16 protein-coding genes and 1 pseudogene are annotated in these 15,054 nt (G+C 52.4%); 14 read left to right on the top strand and 3 right to left on the bottom strand.

Features of this window, described 5'->3' with window-relative positions; translation table 11 throughout:
• The first annotated feature begins 11 nt into the window (after window positions 1–11).
• Together J2T14_RS02065 and lipB are read left to right on the top strand one after the other, a co-directional pair.
• Window positions 12–1,370 carry a dihydrolipoamide acetyltransferase family protein gene (locus J2T14_RS02065; protein ID WP_307201755.1) on the top strand — a complete coding sequence of 453 codons (1,359 nt, stop codon included), beginning with the start codon at window positions 12–14 and terminating at the stop codon, window positions 1,368–1,370.
• Between the two features lie 18 nt (window positions 1,371–1,388).
• A complete protein-coding gene (gene lipB / locus J2T14_RS02060) occupies window positions 1,389–2,117 on the top strand; it encodes a lipoyl(octanoyl) transferase LipB (RefSeq protein WP_307201753.1) in 729 nt (242 codons plus the stop codon).
• On the opposite strand, the gene prli42 is transcribed toward lipB, so the two are convergent.
• Window positions 2,085–2,183, bottom strand: a complete 99-nt coding sequence (gene prli42 / locus J2T14_RS02055; protein WP_307201751.1) for a stressosome-associated protein Prli42 — start codon at window positions 2,181–2,183, stop codon at window positions 2,085–2,087. The genes lipB and prli42 overlap by 33 nt on opposite strands.
• 100 nt (window positions 2,184–2,283) lie before the next feature.
• Between prli42 and J2T14_RS02050 the strand changes: the two genes are divergently transcribed.
• The gene (locus J2T14_RS02050; protein WP_307201749.1) at window positions 2,284–3,420 is read left to right on the top strand and encodes a M20/M25/M40 family metallo-hydrolase; all 1,137 of its coding nucleotides are present in this window, start codon (window positions 2,284–2,286) and stop codon (window positions 3,418–3,420) included.
• A 173-nt stretch (window positions 3,421–3,593) separates the two neighbouring features.
• Here the strand turns inward: J2T14_RS02050 and mciZ are convergent.
• A pseudogene (gene mciZ / locus J2T14_RS02045) lies at window positions 3,594–3,674 on the bottom strand (Z-ring formation inhibitor MciZ); the annotation flags it as partial.
• A gap of 99 nt (window positions 3,675–3,773) precedes the next feature.
• Here mciZ and J2T14_RS02040 point away from each other — a divergent pair.
• From J2T14_RS02040 to fur, 3 genes are all read left to right on the top strand, one after another.
• On the top strand, window positions 3,774–4,346 hold the full coding sequence (locus J2T14_RS02040; RefSeq protein ID WP_307467268.1) for an NUDIX hydrolase: 573 nt from the start codon (window positions 3,774–3,776) through the stop codon (window positions 4,344–4,346).
• Between the two features lie 245 nt (window positions 4,347–4,591).
• Complete coding sequence (gene spoIIM / locus J2T14_RS02035) at window positions 4,592–5,197, top strand: stage II sporulation protein M (RefSeq protein WP_307468569.1); 606 nt, start codon at window positions 4,592–4,594, stop codon at window positions 5,195–5,197.
• A 106-nt stretch (window positions 5,198–5,303) separates the two neighbouring features.
• A complete protein-coding gene (gene fur, locus J2T14_RS02030; RefSeq protein WP_307201743.1) occupies window positions 5,304–5,765 on the top strand; it encodes a ferric iron uptake transcriptional regulator in 462 nt (153 codons plus the stop codon).
• A 48-nt stretch (window positions 5,766–5,813) separates the two neighbouring features.
• Here fur and J2T14_RS02025 read toward each other — a convergent pair whose 3' ends face one another.
• Window positions 5,814–7,040, bottom strand: a complete 1,227-nt coding sequence (locus J2T14_RS02025; RefSeq protein ID WP_307467264.1) for a S8 family peptidase — start codon at window positions 7,038–7,040, stop codon at window positions 5,814–5,816.
• A 196-nt stretch (window positions 7,041–7,236) separates the two neighbouring features.
• Between J2T14_RS02025 and ald the strand changes: the two genes are divergently transcribed.
• From ald to J2T14_RS01985, 8 genes are all read left to right on the top strand, one after another.
• Window positions 7,237–8,379: an alanine dehydrogenase gene (ald, locus tag J2T14_RS02020; protein WP_307467262.1), complete on the top strand. Its 1,143-nt coding sequence runs from the start codon at window positions 7,237–7,239 to the stop codon at window positions 8,377–8,379.
• Window positions 8,380–8,457: 78 nt separating this feature from the next.
• Window positions 8,458–8,691, top strand: coding sequence for a DUF4227 family protein (locus tag J2T14_RS02015; protein ID WP_307467259.1), 234 nt, complete (start codon window positions 8,458–8,460; stop codon window positions 8,689–8,691).
• A gap of 146 nt (window positions 8,692–8,837) precedes the next feature.
• Window positions 8,838–9,728: a site-specific tyrosine recombinase XerD gene (gene xerD, locus J2T14_RS02010; RefSeq protein ID WP_307467256.1), complete on the top strand. Its 891-nt coding sequence runs from the start codon at window positions 8,838–8,840 to the stop codon at window positions 9,726–9,728.
• A gap of 24 nt (window positions 9,729–9,752) precedes the next feature.
• Window positions 9,753–10,928 carry a phosphopentomutase gene (gene deoB / locus J2T14_RS02005; protein ID WP_307467255.1) on the top strand — a complete coding sequence of 392 codons (1,176 nt, stop codon included), beginning with the start codon at window positions 9,753–9,755 and terminating at the stop codon, window positions 10,926–10,928.
• 58 nt (window positions 10,929–10,986) lie between these two features.
• Window positions 10,987–11,811 carry a purine-nucleoside phosphorylase gene (locus J2T14_RS02000; RefSeq protein WP_307467254.1) on the top strand — a complete coding sequence of 275 codons (825 nt, stop codon included), beginning with the start codon at window positions 10,987–10,989 and terminating at the stop codon, window positions 11,809–11,811.
• A 119-nt stretch (window positions 11,812–11,930) separates the two neighbouring features.
• Window positions 11,931–12,107: an aspartyl-phosphate phosphatase Spo0E family protein gene (locus J2T14_RS01995; protein WP_307467251.1), complete on the top strand. Its 177-nt coding sequence runs from the start codon at window positions 11,931–11,933 to the stop codon at window positions 12,105–12,107.
• Between the two features lie 24 nt (window positions 12,108–12,131).
• Window positions 12,132–13,463 carry a pyrimidine-nucleoside phosphorylase gene (locus tag J2T14_RS01990; RefSeq protein ID WP_307467248.1) on the top strand — a complete coding sequence of 444 codons (1,332 nt, stop codon included), beginning with the start codon at window positions 12,132–12,134 and terminating at the stop codon, window positions 13,461–13,463.
• A 291-nt stretch (window positions 13,464–13,754) separates the two neighbouring features.
• On the top strand, window positions 13,755–14,915 hold the full coding sequence (locus tag J2T14_RS01985) for a D-alanyl-D-alanine carboxypeptidase family protein (protein ID WP_373458101.1): 1,161 nt from the start codon (window positions 13,755–13,757) through the stop codon (window positions 14,913–14,915).
• The last annotated feature ends 139 nt before the right edge of the window (window positions 14,916–15,054 follow it).

Below are 15,054 nucleotides of genomic sequence, written 5' to 3'. Positions count from 1 at the left end.
TCAGTTAGGGGATGAGAAGATTGAAAACGATGATCGAAATCGTCGTGCCGCAGCTTGCGGAATCACTCGTATCGGCCACAATCGACAAATGGTTGAAGCAGCCTGGCGATTGGGTAGATATTTATGAGCCGATCTGCGAGATTTTGACGGATAAAGTAAATGCCGAGCTACCTTCTACGGTATCGGGCACGCTTATGAAAATATTAGTCGGAAACGGCGAGACCGTACCTGTTGGTACACCGATCGCCATCATGGAAGTCGAGGGGGAAGCTGCAGATACAGGTACCGTTGCATCTGGCGGTACTGCGAATACGACTTCGGCGACTGCTCATGTCGGTGCCGCATTGTCGACTTCGGCAGGAACGGCTATTTCCGACGCCGATGCTCCGATGAGAGGGAGATTCTCCCCAGCCGTCCAGCAGTTAGCGACTGAGCATAACCTCCGTCTGTCCGAAGTGCCGGGCACGGGGCTTGGCGGTCGAATTACGCGCAAGGATGTGCTTGCATTCGTTGCATCGGGTGCAGCGGGCAAGAGCAGCGGCGCTAGTCAAGCAACCCAAGTCTCTTCCGCAAGCATGGATCCGAAAGCTCAGGTTCGATCGTCAGGCATTCATCTGTCCGAGTCGCCAAGATTGCCTAAGATTGAAGTGGAAGGCTCGAATGCGCCAAGCCGAGGCGAGACGTTCATCGACGTAACGCCTATTCGCAGCACGATCGCACGGAATATGCGTCAAAGCGTAAGCGAAATTCCTCATGCTTGGACGATGATCGAGGTCGATGTTACGAATCTCGTGCTACTCCGCAACAAGCTGAAGGACGAGTTCATGAAGCGCGAAGGCGTGAACCTGACTTACCTTGCTTTCTTGCTTAAGGCGGTCGTTAACGCGATCAAAGACTTCCCGATTATGAACTCGGTTTGGGCCGTGGACAAAATCATCGTGAAGCGCGATATTAACATCTCGCTTGCGGTCGGTACCGAGGATTCGGTCATGACGCCGGTTATCAAGAACGCCGATCACAAAAACGTCGCAGGTCTGGCTAAGGAAATCGAAGAGCTCGCCCGCAAGACGCGCGAAGGGAAGCTGACGCTGTCGGATATGCATGGCGGTACGTTCACGGTTAACAATACGGGTTCCTTTGGCTCGATCTTGTCTTATCCGATTATCAATTATCCGCAGGCTGCAATCTTAACCTTCGAATCGATCGTGAAGCGTCCAGTCGTCATCAATGATATGATCGCGGTTCGGTCCATGGCTAATCTATGCTTGTCGCTCGATCACCGCATACTGGACGGCGTCATCTGCGGACGTTTCCTGCAGCGGGTGAAGGAGAACCTAGAAAGCTTCACAACGGATAGCAAATTGTATTAGAAAAGGGGAAACGCCAACATGGCTGCTGCGGACAAGGAAGAACGCTCAGGAAGGTTGGAAGCCCACTATATACCAATGCTGGACTACGCGGAAGCGTGGGATCTGCAGAAAGCATACGTCAAACAAATCGACCGGGAGGAGCGTCCAGAGACGCTGCTCCTTCTTCAGCATCCGCCGACTTACACGATCGGGTCGGACCGCAATCCGGAGCATTTGCTCCTGAATGAAACCGAGCTCAAGGAACGCGGAATTTCCTTATTCGAGATTGACCGCGGCGGGGATATTACTTATCACGGCCCAGGACAGCTCGTTGGTTATCCGCTGCTCTATCTTGATGCGGTGGGACTTGATCTGCATGCGTATTTGCGGAGCTTGGAGCAGGTTATTATCGATTGGCTTGGCGGGCATGGTATAGAAGCAGGCAGAAAACCGGAATATACGGGAGTATGGGTTGGCGACGAGAAGATCGCCGCCATAGGAGTGAAGTTTAACAAAGCGCGCAATCGGCGCGGCTTCGTTACGAGTCACGGCTTCGCGCTTAATATTAAGGAAGGCATCGCCTTCGAAGGGTTCAGCGGCATCGTTCCCTGCGGCATCGGCGAGTATGGCGTAACGTCGTTCAACGATCTCACGGGACGCGACTTGCCGGTGGAGGAAGCGGCTGCACAATTGCTGCCATTCTTCGCGAAGCAATTTCAATTCGACTTGCCGGAATTAGTACAACAGAGAGCCGAGTCCGGCAACTAACGTTGACAAAAGCATGGCGGATACGAGGATAATGGCGACGATACGGATGACTTTTCGGTTGCCCATGCGCATGCAGCCCCTTTCTATAATAAATTGTTGTATGTTATCGCGTATAGCTTGTCCCTAACTCTATTGTATACGAATTTGATGGTTGGAGGAAACGTTAATGATTGCAAAAGATCGCCTAGTGAAAGAATTCATGGAGCTGGTACAGGTCGATAGCGAGACAAAACACGAGCAGGAGATAAGCAAAGTATTGAAGCAGAAGTTTTCGGCTCTTGGCTTGTCGATCGATGAAGACGACGCCGCTGCGAAAACCGGACACGGCGCGAACAACTTGTTCGCCAAGCTTGCCGCTGCGGAAGGCGTAACGGATGCTCCGCCGATTTTCTTCACCTGTCATATGGATACAGTAACGCCGGGCAACGGCATTAAGCCTCAATTGGACGATGACGGCTACATCCGAAGCGACGGGACAACGATACTCGGAAGCGACGACAAAGCGGGAATTGCCGCTTTGTTCGAGGCTATTCGCGTGCTGAAGGAGAAGTCGATTCCGCATGGTCCCATTCAATTCGTTATAACGGTTGGCGAAGAATCGGGGTTGCTTGGCGCGCGTGCGCTTGACGCATCGAAGCTTGAAGCGAAGTTCGGTTATGCGCTCGACTCGAACGGAGCCATTGGCAATATCGCCGTAGCGGCGCCTACGCAAGCGAAGGTGACTATTAAGATGTACGGCAAATCGGCACATGCGGGCGTTAATCCTGAGGACGGCATCAGCGCGATTCAAGTCGCTGCCAAAGCGATTGCAAGAATGCCGCTCGGGCGTATCGACAACGAGACGACGGCGAACATCGGAAGGTTCGAAGGCGGCGGAGCAACGAACATTGTTTGTGATTACGTGAAGCTGGATGCGGAGGCGCGCAGCATTGTTCAGCATAAGCTGGATGCGCAAATCGAGGCGATGCGCAAGGCTGTGGAGAGCGCAGCCGCAGAATATGGCGCTCGCGGCGAGCTCGTGAGCGAAATCATCTATCCGGCGTATCAATACGATGATGAAGATCCTGTAGTTCAGCTTGCGAAGCAAGCGATCGCAGCCATCGGCCGCACCCCTCGCACCTTCCATTCGGGCGGCGGCAGCGACGCGAATATTTTCAACGGACTCGGTGTGCCTACCGTCAATCTAGCCGTTGGTTACGAGCATATTCATACGACGAAAGAACAGATTAAAGCGGACGATCTCGTCAAAGTGACGGAGCTGGTCGTTGAAATAATAAAGCAAGCGGCCGTTAGCGGCAAATAATATCGCGAATAAGCCCTCCTGTGGCCGTCAGCTCGTGCTGAAGCCGCAAGAGGGCTTGCTTTGTATGCCCGTCCCGTTTATTCGGAAACGCTGCGCAGCCCGGTTAACGGGCGGCGTTTGGCAGTGCCGCTAGTAAAGTCTGACAGCAGCTTGTTATGTGACCCTCCGGAAGCACTGAGCTTGCGCAGTTGATGACGAATTTCCCAAGCCTTCCCGACTAATCGAAGCTGATTCGAAGCGACATACTGTTTCATGGATATCGCACCTCTCGTAATTTGATATAATGATAGGTATGCGACGGATGGACAACCTATGCCATCTTGTGAATAAACGAGTAGAGGAGCTGCTTACATATGGATAATACGGATAAGAAGCAATCGAACGAACTATGGCGCGAGGAGACAATCAGCACGGAGCCCGTTTTTCAAGGCAAAATGATTTCGCTGCAAGTGGACACGGTAGCTTTGCCTGAGGGAAGGACAGCTACGAGAGAAATCGTGAAGCATCCCGGCGCCGCCGCCGTTATGGCGCTGCTGGATGGAAAGCTGCTCGTTGTGGAGCAGTTCAGAAAGCCGCTTGAAAAGTTCCAAATCGAGATTCCGGCAGGCAAGCTTGATCCAGGCGAAGAGCCGTTGACCGCAGCAGCGAGAGAGCTGGAAGAGGAGACGGGTTACATAGCTAAGGATCTGAAGCTGCTGAGCGCCTTCTATACGTCTCCGGGCTTTGCGGACGAGAAATTGTACGTATACTTCGCCGAACAGGTTGAGGAAGGTGTACGGAATCCGGACGAAGACGAAGATTTGAATGTTGAAGCCATCACGATGGAGCAAGCCGATGCTTACATAGCCGAAGGGCGCATTAGCGATGCCAAAACGATCCTCGCCGTCTACGCATGGAAGCTGTACCAATTGACGGGGCGCATATAGAGCTCGTCATACCTCCGGAAGTTTCCACATAAAATAGATCGAACTAATATTTCGCAAAGATTTTCGAACCCATCAAACCCTCCCATCCAAGGGAGGGCTCCAAGGGTTGGACCCTTCGGACTCCCGCCGTGACTAAAGCCATTGTTAATAAGACGCTCGCTATCTACTTTTGAGATTGGATCTCTTACGTCCCTAGGGACACCTTTACTTTAAAAGATTGAGTACGGTGGTGATATGTTTTGGCGATGGTGAAAAACAATTTGTCTTTGTACGTGTTTGTAGCGGTGCTGTTTGTCGTAGGGGCAATATTCGGGGCGCTTTTGGTGAATGCGCTGACGTTCGAGCAGCAGCAGGACTTGGCACAGGATGTCGATCAATACGTACGCCTGATGGGAGCGGGAATCGGAGTGGATGAAGCATATACATTCTGGGAGAGGATCGTTTTCCATGGCAAATGGATGCTTCTGCTTTGGCTTCTTGGCATTACCGTCGTCGGCATACCGGGCGTTCTTGCGCTTAACTTCTTGAAGGGGGCGCTAGTCGGCTTCTCGATCGGCACGCTTATCAACCAATACGCTTGGAAGGGTGTATTGTTTTCCCTCGTGTCGATTGCGCCGCAAAATATAATCGCGATTCCAGCGATGATCGTAACGAGCGTCGCCGCGCTTACGTTCTCCATTTATGTCGTAAAAAACAGGCTATTGCAGCAAAAGGGGACGCTTGCTCCCGAGCTTGCGGGCTTTACTTCGACTACGCTGCTGATGGTGCTGGTTCTTGCCGGAGCTTCACTCTTTGAAGCCTATGTTTCGCCAACCATAATCGGGTGGGCATCACCGCTTTTATCGTCGTAAGCTGCCATCATACGACAGCAAAATGTTTGACTTTACTGCAGCTTAGCCCCTATAATGAAAGGAAAGTTTCCTGATAGAGGCGCAGACATGTGGTAGGGGGGAAATCATGGAAGCCCGGATTGAGAAGATCAAACAACAGTTGCAGTCCCAGGGCTACAAATTAACCCCGCAACGGGAAGCAACCGTCCGCGTTTTGCTCGAGAACGAAGATGACCATTTAAGCGCGGAAGACGTATTCATGCTCGTTAAGGATAAAGCACCGGAAATCGGACTAGCAACCGTATATCGGACGCTCGAGCTATTGAGTGAGATGCATGTTGTCGAGAAACTGAACTTTGGCGACGGCGTTGCCAGATATGACCTTCGGACCGACAGCAGCAAGCATCATCACCATCACCTCATTTGCGTGCAGTGCGGATCAATGGACGAAATTAAAGAAGACTGGCTTTTGCCGCTCGAAGAGAGGCTGGAAGCGGAGTACGGATTTTTCGTAATTGATCACCGCCTTGATTTCCAAGGCGTGTGCCATCGCTGCAAAGCAAAAAACGACAACCCAAATCAATCATAAACGGCTTGGCTGCCCAGCATAACTGGACGGCAAGCCGTTTTGGCGTTTTTATGAACCCGTTATCTTTTTTCTCTTCGCGGAAGTCTGAATATCGAAGATTTGATTCAATTGCATGAGTCCGGCGCCTTGCGCAAGTGCGCTGTAATTGTCCAGCTTAATCGCTTTGTTGCGCAACTGAGCGGAGACGGCAGTTGGACTAAGAGACTTGCGGCTCAGAAGCAAGGCAGCACCGCCCGCTACGTGGGGAGAGGACATGCTTGTGCCTGACAGCTTCTTATAGGAGTTGCCTAGCCAAGTTGATAAAATCTGCTGCCCCGGAGCAGTAATGGCAATGCCTTTGCCTCTGCTGCTGAAGCTTGCAATTTGATTTGCTTTTGTTGAAGCGGCAACCGCAATGACCTCCTCATAAGCTGCCGGCTCGTCGATTTGCTTGCTGGATTCTCCTGAATTGCCCGCTGAAGCCACGATTACGATACCTCTCCTGACAGCTCTTCGTACGGCGTCATGCAGAACGCCGCTGCTCTCCGAACCCGTTATGCCTAGGCTCATATTGATTACATTCATCTGTTTGCCGATACACCAATCAATGCCTTCTACGATATCGGAGACATATCCTTCCCCATTCGCATCCAGCGCCTTGACCGCGTATAATTCCGCCTCCGGGGCTACCCCTACGACATGCCCTGCGGTTCCGATTGCGGAGATAATGCCGGCTACGTGCGTGCCGTGACCGTTGTCGTCTGCATACGAACCGCCATTAATCGTATTGACGCCGCCGGCTATGCGAAGGTCTGGGTGATTGGCTATTCCCGTATCGATTACGGCTACTTTCATAGGACTGCCCTTCGAAATGGTCCATGCTTGCGGCGCATTCACACGGTTAATATTCCACGTTATTAAGGCAGACTTGGCGGTCGGCATAAGCAGAGGGAAAGAGCGCTTGACTGCCTTGTTTCGTTTGTAAGGAGCATGATAGGAAGCTTTATATGGTACTTTATCAGGATCTGCGGCATGAATTTTTATTTTGAGATCCTTCTCGACTTTCCTTACTTCCGGATGACTGGATATTGCGGACGATGACGCTCTTTTAAGCACATGAAAGCCGATCATCAGGCTTCTTGGTACCGCCTTAAACGGAGTAATGCCGTTTGCTTTCATCATCTTTAGACAGCGATTGTATGATTTTCTCGTGCGCAAAGTTATAAGATGCCGGGCTGTTTTCTTGGACGGCTTATTCGCGGCACAGCTTCGGATCATGGATTCCAGCTTTGACAATGGCACAGAGCCTCCCTAGTCAGCTTTTAACTAGTTCAGTGTATGGAAAATATATTGTAACCGTATGGGTAACTGCCGCTAGAGCACATATTTTTAGGCTTTGCTGGAAAACGTATCGCGTATGGACGATCAAGTCGGCTTGCCCGTACATACATCATAATAGGATCGTTTAAGTCGGTTTCGGGAGGGAATAGTCATGTTAATCGGGGTACCGAAGGAAATAAAGCAAAGCGAATATCGGGTAGCCTTGACGCCGGCAGGCGTTACGATGTTGAAGGCTTCTGGTCACGAGGTGTTGATCGAAGCAGGGGCGGGGGAAGGAAGCGGATTCGAGGACGGCGACTATACGCGCGAGGGTGCGGATATAGCGGCGACTGCTTCGGAAGTATGGGCAAAGGCGGATATGATTATGAAGGTGAAGGAGCCGCTCGCAGAGGAGTTTGCTTATTTCCGCGAAGGCTTGCTATTATTTACGTACTTGCATTTGGCTGCCGCAGCGGATTTAGCGAAAGCATTGGTTGACCGAGGCGTCACGGCAATCGCTTATGAGACGATTCAGCTGGCTAACGGCAGTCTGCCGCTATTAACGCCGATGAGCGAGGTTGCGGGACGTATGTCTGTTCAAGTGGGGGCGCAGTTTCTGGAGGCGTTCAATGGCGGGCGCGGCGTACTGTTAGGAGGCGTGCCAGGTGTCCCGCCCGCTGAGGTTGTCATCATCGGCGGCGGAATCGTCGGAACGAATGCCGCGAAGATTGCGCTCGGCATGGGAGCGAATGTCGTTATATTGGAAAAGAGCGCGGATCGGATGCGCTACTTGGACGATGTGTTCGGCGGACGCCTTCGCACTCTAATGTCAAGTCCGCTTCATATCGCGGAAACGGTCAGCCAAGCCGATTTGCTTATCGGCGCCGTCCTCATTCCCGGCGCCAGGGCGCCGCAATTAGTGACGGACCAGATGGTCCAGAAGATGAGGAAAGGGTCGGTCATCGTCGATGTGGCCGTCGATCAGGGCGGATCGATCGAGACTGTCGATCGTCCGACGACGCATAAAGATCCGATCTATATGAAACATGGCGTCATTCACTATGCGGTTGCGAACATACCGGGCGCCGTGCCGCGCACGTCGACGTTCGCTCTAACGAACGCAACGATCCCTTATGCGCTTGATTTGGCCAATAGAGGTCTTGATGCGGTTCGCCAAAGCGTTCCCCTGCAGAAGGGCGTCAATACCCATGCGGGAAAGGTAACCTACGAGCCGGTTGCGGCTGCTACCGGGCTGCCGTACACGCCGCTGGACAAGTGGCTGAACAGCGTTCCGTATGAAAACCTGGAGTCATAAACGAATAATCGCATCAGCCTCCTCATAAGGTGTAGCGAGCGGACAACCGTGCAGCATTGGAAGCGGAGGCTGATAGCGATGGTATTATCCATAAGAAAATGGGTAAGCAAACTATTTTTCATTGTTGTATTTACTGTGGTTTTGTTAGTCGTAACGGGCGGCTATCGATTTTTGATCGATGCCATATCGCCTGTTCACCCTTATCGGGAGCCTAGGGGAGAAGCGCTCAAAGTGTTTGTGACGGACCCGAAATCGCCCGAGGGCGGGCACTTGGCGGATAGACTTCGTTGGTTCTATTGGTATGGCGAATAGGTTGAATAAGTTGAATAGGGCGGGTTAGCGCAAGGCATTGTGCAGGTTGTACAGAATTATGTCGAAAGGCAGGATTTGCCGGGACGAATGTGGAATGCTTTTAGTTAGAAGCGCGTTTAATAGAAACATCATGGGAAGGAATCCGAATGAAGGCTCATCTAAATACGTACTTGGAGCAAATGAAAGACGACCGCAGACTTTCCGCGAATACGCTCTCGTCCTACGAGAGGGACTTGCGCGCATTTGCCGCATATGCGGAGGAACTTGGCATTCACGAGCTTGCTGAGCTGCAGAAGCATCATTTTGCCCGCTATATCCTCCACTTGAAGGGGCAGGGAAGGAAGGCGGCAACGATTACGAGACATGTCGGATCGTTAAAAGCTTTTTTTCATTATTTGACCAAGGAAGGCGTCATTATTCAAAATCCGTCCATCTATCTGGAGGCACCCAAGCAGGACAAGAAAACGCCCAACGTCCTGTCGGTAACGACGACGAGCGCTCTGCTCGATACTCCTCAGACTACGAGTCCGGCTGGGAAGCGGGATAAAGCGATGCTGGAGCTTCTCTATGCGACGGGCATTCGCGTTTCCGAACTTGTGGCCCTTAATGTCGAGCACTTACATATGCAGCTTCAAGCCGCTCGTTGCATGGATGCGGGCGGAAAGGAAAGAATCGTGCCTTTCGGACGAATGGCAGCGGACGCACTGAATTCTTATTTGGAGGATGGCAGGAGGGCTCTTGCTAGAAACAACGTATCCGAGCCGGCCTTATTTCTAAACCATTTGGGAACGAGAATGACAAGGCAGGGCTTCTGGAAGACCATCAAGAAATATGCGAAGGAAGCGGGTATAACGGACGATATTACTCCGCATACGCTCCGCCATTCGGTTGCCGCGCATTTGCTCGACAATGGCGCGGACGTACGATCCGTGCAAGAGCTGCTTGGACATGCCGATCTATCGACTACGCTTAAGTACGTCCAGCAATCGAAGACGCGAATGAAGGACGTTTATACGAGCGCGCACCCAAGAGCGTAAAACATAACCGGGAGGACAACATCGATGAAATTCGATCGTATTGCAGTTATCGTATTGGATAGCGTGGGCATCGGCGAACTGCCGGATGCGCCTGATTTCGGCGATTCGGGAGCGCACACGCTTGGACATATTATTGAACAATCGCCGGACTTGCGTATGCCGAACTTGCGGAGATGGGGGTTGGATCGGATCGCGCCGATCGGCTCGTGGACGGAATCGAAAGAACCGGCCGCAGCCTATTACGGCAAGATGGCTGAAGTGTCCGTCGGCAAAGATACGATGACAGGGCACTGGGAGTTGATGGGGTTGAAAATTTCCGTCCCGTTCCAGACGTTCCCGGAGGGCTTTCCGCCCGAGCTGATCGAGAGCTTCGAGCAGCGCACCGGCCGAAAGGTAATCGGAAACAAGCCGGCGAGCGGAACCGAGATATTAGACGAGCTGGGCGAGGAGCAGATGAGAAGCGGCGCATGGATCGTCTACACTTCGGCCGACAGCGTGTTTCAAATCGCGGCTCACGAAGATGTAATTCCGCTCGAGGAACTGTACAAGGCATGCGAAATCGCCAGAGAGCTTACGATGGACGAGCGCCACTCGGTTGGCAGAGTAATCGCGAGGCCGTATGTCGGGAAGCCTGGCGCATTCACGCGTACGCCGAATAGGCATGACTATGCGGTTAAGCCACCTCAGGCAACGGTATTGAACATGCTTAAGGACGGCGGCTACGATACGATTGCAATCGGCAAAATCAACGATATTTTCGACGGAGAAGGCATTACGGCCACGTCGCCAACGAAAAGCAATGCGGACGGCATCGCGAAGACGATCGAGCAGCTTGGCAAACCGTTTAAAGGATTGCTGTTCACGAATCTGGTTGATTTCGATTCGCTATACGGTCATCGTCGCGATCCGATCGGCTACGGGAAGGCGCTTGAGGAGTTCGATCTAGCCGTTCCTGATCTTGAACAGCAGCTAGGCGAACGCGATCTGCTGATCGTAACGGCAGACCATGGCAATGATCCCGTCCATGCGGGTACGGACCATACGCGCGAATACGTGCCCATTCTGCTGTATAGCCCGTCATTCACGGGTCCGGGTAAGCTGGAGACGAGGACAACCTTCTCCGATCTTGGCGCGACGATCGCCGACAACTTCGGCGTAAAATCGCCGCCTAATGGCGAAAGCTTCTTGCATTTGCTTTAGTGCGGAAGTACATTTACGATAAAAAAGACGATAAACGATAGAATGGGGAGAACAGACGATGAACGGCTTGACGTCGGCACATATTAAAGAAGCAGCTGCATTTATTCAGAGCAAGACAGCTCTGAAACCGGAAATCGGACTCATTATGGGTTCAGGCTTAGGTGTCCTTGGCGATCATTTGGAAAATCCGGTTACGATTGCCTATCATGACATCCCTCATTTTCCGATCTCGACCGTTGAAGGACATGCAGGCGAGCTGCTTATTGGAACGTTGTCCGGCAGGACCGTTCTTCTAATGCGCGGCCGCTTCCATATGTACGAGGGCTATGGCCCTGAATTGACGGCTTTCCCGGTTCGCGTTATGAAGGCATTGGGCATCCGATCGTTGCTCGTGACGAATGCCGCCGGCGGCGTGAACTTGACTTACGATCCAGGCAATCTCATGCTGATCTCGGATCATCTGAATCTAACGGGCAAGAACCCGCTTATCGGCCCTAATGACAATGAGCTTGGCGTTCGCTTCCCGGACATGTCCGAGGCGTACAGCAAGCGTCTGCGAGCTATCGCACGAGACATTGCAGCAGCGCAGGGGATAACTTTGCGCGAGGGTGTATACGCCGGCTTGCTCGGACCGACTTACGAGACGCCTGCAGAAATACGAATGCTGCGCATCATCGGTGCGGATGCTGTCGGAATGTCGACTGTTGCCGAGGTCATCGCAGCTCGTCATTCGGGCATCGAAACGGTCGGTATTTCCTGCATTAGCAATATGGCAGCCGGAATACTGGACCAACCGCTGTCTCACGCGGAAGTTATGGAAACGACGGAGCGAGTGAAGAACCAATTTTTGGCACTCGTAACGGCTTTGATCGAAAAAATGTAACAGTATAGCAAAGCGGTTGTAACAAAAATGTCACATTTACATCGACTAAATATGACAGTGTTTGTCCAATCGTTCGTCGTATAATGTCCATGGACATTGAATGATGGAGTGAGAATGAGATGGATATGAATAGGCAATTACTCTTACAAATGGAGCAATTGCGGGGCAAAATGGTGGAAACTGCGCTATTAAGGCAATCCTTCCTGCACCGTGAGGTCATTACGCTCAGCCAGCGGCTGGACGAAATTATTGTTAGGTTACAGAAGGAACAGGCCGCGCTTTCGAAAGCGAATTAATGCGCAGAGAATGAGGAGGCAATTATGCGCGCAGTAGATATTATCCATAAGAAGCGGGACGGCGGAGAGCTTACCGCTTCTGAACTGACTTATTTGATCGACGGCTATTGCCGGGGGGATATTCCCGACTATCAAATGTCCGCTTGGGCAATGGCTGTTTTCTTTAGAGGGATGACGGCAGGCGAAACGGCTGCGCTTACGCTTGCGATGGCGAATTCGGGCGATCAGGTTGACTTGGGTCCGATTAGCGGCGTGAAAGTAGATAAGCACAGCACGGGCGGAGTCGGCGATAAGACGACATTGATTATTGCGCCTCTCGTTGCGTCGGTTGGCATTCCGGTAGCGAAGATGTCCGGCAAAGGACTTGGGCATACCGGAGGCACGATCGATAAGCTGGAGTCGATTGAAGGCTTCCGGACGGAGCTGTCGCGCGAGCGGTTCATGACGCAGGTGAACGATATCGGATTGTCGGTTATCGGTCAGAGCGGCAATTTGGCTCCAGCCGATAAGAAGTTATATGCGTTAAGAGACGTGACGGGTACGGTGGAATCGATTCCGCTCATCGCAAGCTCGGTTATGAGCAAGAAGATTGCCGCCGGCGCTGACGCGATCGTACTTGACGTGAAGACGGGCAGCGGCGCTTTCATGAAGACGCTCGAGCATTCCGAGCAGCTGGCGCAAGCAATGGTGGAGATCGGCACGGAGGTAGGCCGTCATACCGCTGCGATTATTAGCGATATGGACCAGCCGCTCGGGTATGCAATCGGCAATGCGCTCGAAGTGGCGGAGTCCATCGAGACGTTGAAGGGTCGCGGACCTGCCGATCTAACCGAGCTCTGCCTGACTTTAGGCGCCCATATGGTCGTGCTTGGAGGCAAAGCCGACAGCGTTGATACCGCTAAGGAGCTGCTTCGCAGCCAGTTGCATAACGGAGCCGCTTTGGCAAAGTTCAAGCAGTTCGTTGCGGCACAGGGCGGGGACGAAGGCATAGCCGACGATCCTTCGCGACTGCCGAGCGCCCCTCATAGCGTCGAGGTGAAAGCCGAGGCTTCCGGCTTCGTTAGCGCGATCGAAGCCGAGCAGCTTGGGCTTGCGGCGATGCTGCTTGGCGCAGGGAGAGCGACGAAGGAAGCCGAGATCGATTATGCCGTAGGCCTGGCGCTGCGACTGAAGGTCGGCGATCCGGTGAATGCCGGGGATACGCTCGCCGTCTTGCATGTCCGCGAGAACAACGAAACCGCAAGCGAAGTCGCGGCTCGGGTCAGAGATGCCTATTCGATTAACGACAAGCAGCCCGAAGAACGGAAGCTATTGTTGTCGGTTGTTACCTCTTCCGGAGTCGAGCGTTATTCTTAATGAAATGAATCGCAAGTCATGAATGACAACGCTTTGCAATTAGCATGAAACGAAGAGCTGTCTTAGAAGGTCGAGAGGACTTTTTGAGGCAGCTCTTTTTTTATGCAACGGATTGAAGAGAAATGGGTCAACGATATTGGATATTGGAATAATTTGCAAAGATTCGGTCAACAATGTAGAGGAAAATATAGCCGAAAATGGCCGCAATCGCTGTCAAATACTTAGGAGGAATAAGCGTTGAAAAACAAAGGTAGTAAATTGCTCATATTCGTCATTGTCATTTCGCTCGCGTTGCCGGGGGCTGTGTTTGCGCAAGCGCCCGCGGCACAAGCGCCTGCGAAGCAGGCTGCATCGGAGTCCGCACCGAAAGCTTCTCAGGTCGATCTCGCGCCGTCCGCACGCTCGGCGATCATGATGGACGCCGAGAGCGGCACTGTTATTTTCGAGAAAAACAGTCACGACAAGCTTCCTCCGGCCAGCATCACGAAAATTATGACGCTGTTGCTGATCATGGAGGCGCTGGATAGCGGCAAAATCAAACTAACTGATAAAGTGCAAACGAGTGAATATGCGGCGTCTATGGGCGGATCGCAAATTTTCCTCGAGCCCGGAGAAGAAATGTCGGTCGAAGAGATGATCAAAGGCATCGCTCTCGCATCCGGTAACGACGCTTCGGTGGCTATGGCGGAGAAGCTCGCCGGAACTGAGCAGCAATTCGTCGCGATGATGAACGAGAGAGCTCAGCAGCTGGGCATGAAGGATACGGTATTCGCCAATCCGAACGGTCTTCCGGTCGCTAATCATTATACGTCCGCGCATGATATTGCGATTATGTCGATGGAGCTCCTTAAGCATTCCGAGGTGACGAAGTATACAGGACTCTATCAAGATTACTTGCGCAAGTCTTCGGAGAAGCCGTTTTGGCTCGTCAACACGAACAAGCTCGTACGCTTCTATAGCGGAGCCGACGGTCTTAAGACCGGCTTTACGAGCGAAGCGAAATATTGCCTGTCGGCAACGGCGAAGCGCGATAATCTGCGTATCATTGCCGTCGTAATGGGCGAACCGAACACAAAAACAAGAAATGCCGAAGTGTCGCAAATGTTCGATTACGGCTTCGCGCAATATATGAATCACAATCTGGTCAAAGAGGGCGATTCCATCGGCAAAGTGCGTATCGAGAAAGGCGCCGAGAAGGAGTTGTCTCTTGTCGCGAGCCATCCATACAGCGTTTTGTTGAAGAAGGGCGCGCAGACGAGTGACATTCGCTCGGAACTGATCGTGAACGGATCGCTTAAAGCGCCTATCGAGAAGGGACAGCCGATCGGCAAGCTCGTCGTATACCAAGGCGATCAGGTGCTGAAGGAGTTCCCGATCGATGCGCCGGAGGCGATTGACAAGGCCGGCTTCTGGAAAATGTTCAGACGTTCGTTTGGCGGATTATTCGGGTGACTAGCCTGAAAAGCATCATTTGAAGCTTAGGCGGTCATGCGTTTTTTGTCAGCTCGTAGCGGTATGCTTCTAGTTTTGTCGGCATGCAGGAAACGGCAGCCCGCTTGGAGAATGCTGTTCTATCTCGAAATGAAGGAGA

Origin of the sequence: Paenibacillus harenae (assembly GCF_030812415.1) — a bacterium.
Classification (GTDB): domain Bacteria; phylum Bacillota; class Bacilli; order Paenibacillales; family Paenibacillaceae; genus Pristimantibacillus; species Pristimantibacillus harenae_A.
The sequence above is the reverse complement of the archived record's forward strand: the minus strand, read 5'-3'. Positions and strand labels throughout refer to the sequence as shown.

Excerpts from the sequence above, each read along its gene's own strand:
- J2T14_RS02065 (WP_307201755.1), top strand. The coding sequence starts at position 12 with ATGAGAAGATTGAAAACGATGATCGAAATCGTCGTGCCGCAGCTTGCG.
- lipB (WP_307201753.1), top strand. The coding sequence starts at position 1,389 with ATGGCTGCTGCGGACAAGGAAGAACGCTCAGGAAGGTTGGAAGCCCAC.
- prli42 (WP_307201751.1), bottom strand. The coding sequence starts at position 2,183 with ATGGGCAACCGAAAAGTCATCCGTATCGTCGCCATTATCCTCGTATCC.
- J2T14_RS02050 (WP_307201749.1), top strand. The coding sequence starts at position 2,284 with ATGATTGCAAAAGATCGCCTAGTGAAAGAATTCATGGAGCTGGTACAG.
- J2T14_RS02040 (WP_307467268.1), top strand. The coding sequence starts at position 3,774 with ATGGATAATACGGATAAGAAGCAATCGAACGAACTATGGCGCGAGGAG.
- spoIIM (WP_307468569.1), top strand. The coding sequence starts at position 4,592 with ATGGTGAAAAACAATTTGTCTTTGTACGTGTTTGTAGCGGTGCTGTTT.
- fur (WP_307201743.1), top strand. The coding sequence starts at position 5,304 with ATGGAAGCCCGGATTGAGAAGATCAAACAACAGTTGCAGTCCCAGGGC.
- ald (WP_307467262.1), top strand. The coding sequence starts at position 7,237 with ATGTTAATCGGGGTACCGAAGGAAATAAAGCAAAGCGAATATCGGGTA.
- J2T14_RS02015 (WP_307467259.1), top strand. The coding sequence starts at position 8,458 with ATGGTATTATCCATAAGAAAATGGGTAAGCAAACTATTTTTCATTGTT.
- xerD (WP_307467256.1), top strand. The coding sequence starts at position 8,838 with ATGAAGGCTCATCTAAATACGTACTTGGAGCAAATGAAAGACGACCGC.
- deoB (WP_307467255.1), top strand. The coding sequence starts at position 9,753 with ATGAAATTCGATCGTATTGCAGTTATCGTATTGGATAGCGTGGGCATC.
- J2T14_RS02000 (WP_307467254.1), top strand. The coding sequence starts at position 10,987 with ATGAACGGCTTGACGTCGGCACATATTAAAGAAGCAGCTGCATTTATT.
- J2T14_RS01995 (WP_307467251.1), top strand. The coding sequence starts at position 11,931 with ATGGATATGAATAGGCAATTACTCTTACAAATGGAGCAATTGCGGGGC.
- J2T14_RS01990 (WP_307467248.1), top strand. The coding sequence starts at position 12,132 with ATGCGCGCAGTAGATATTATCCATAAGAAGCGGGACGGCGGAGAGCTT.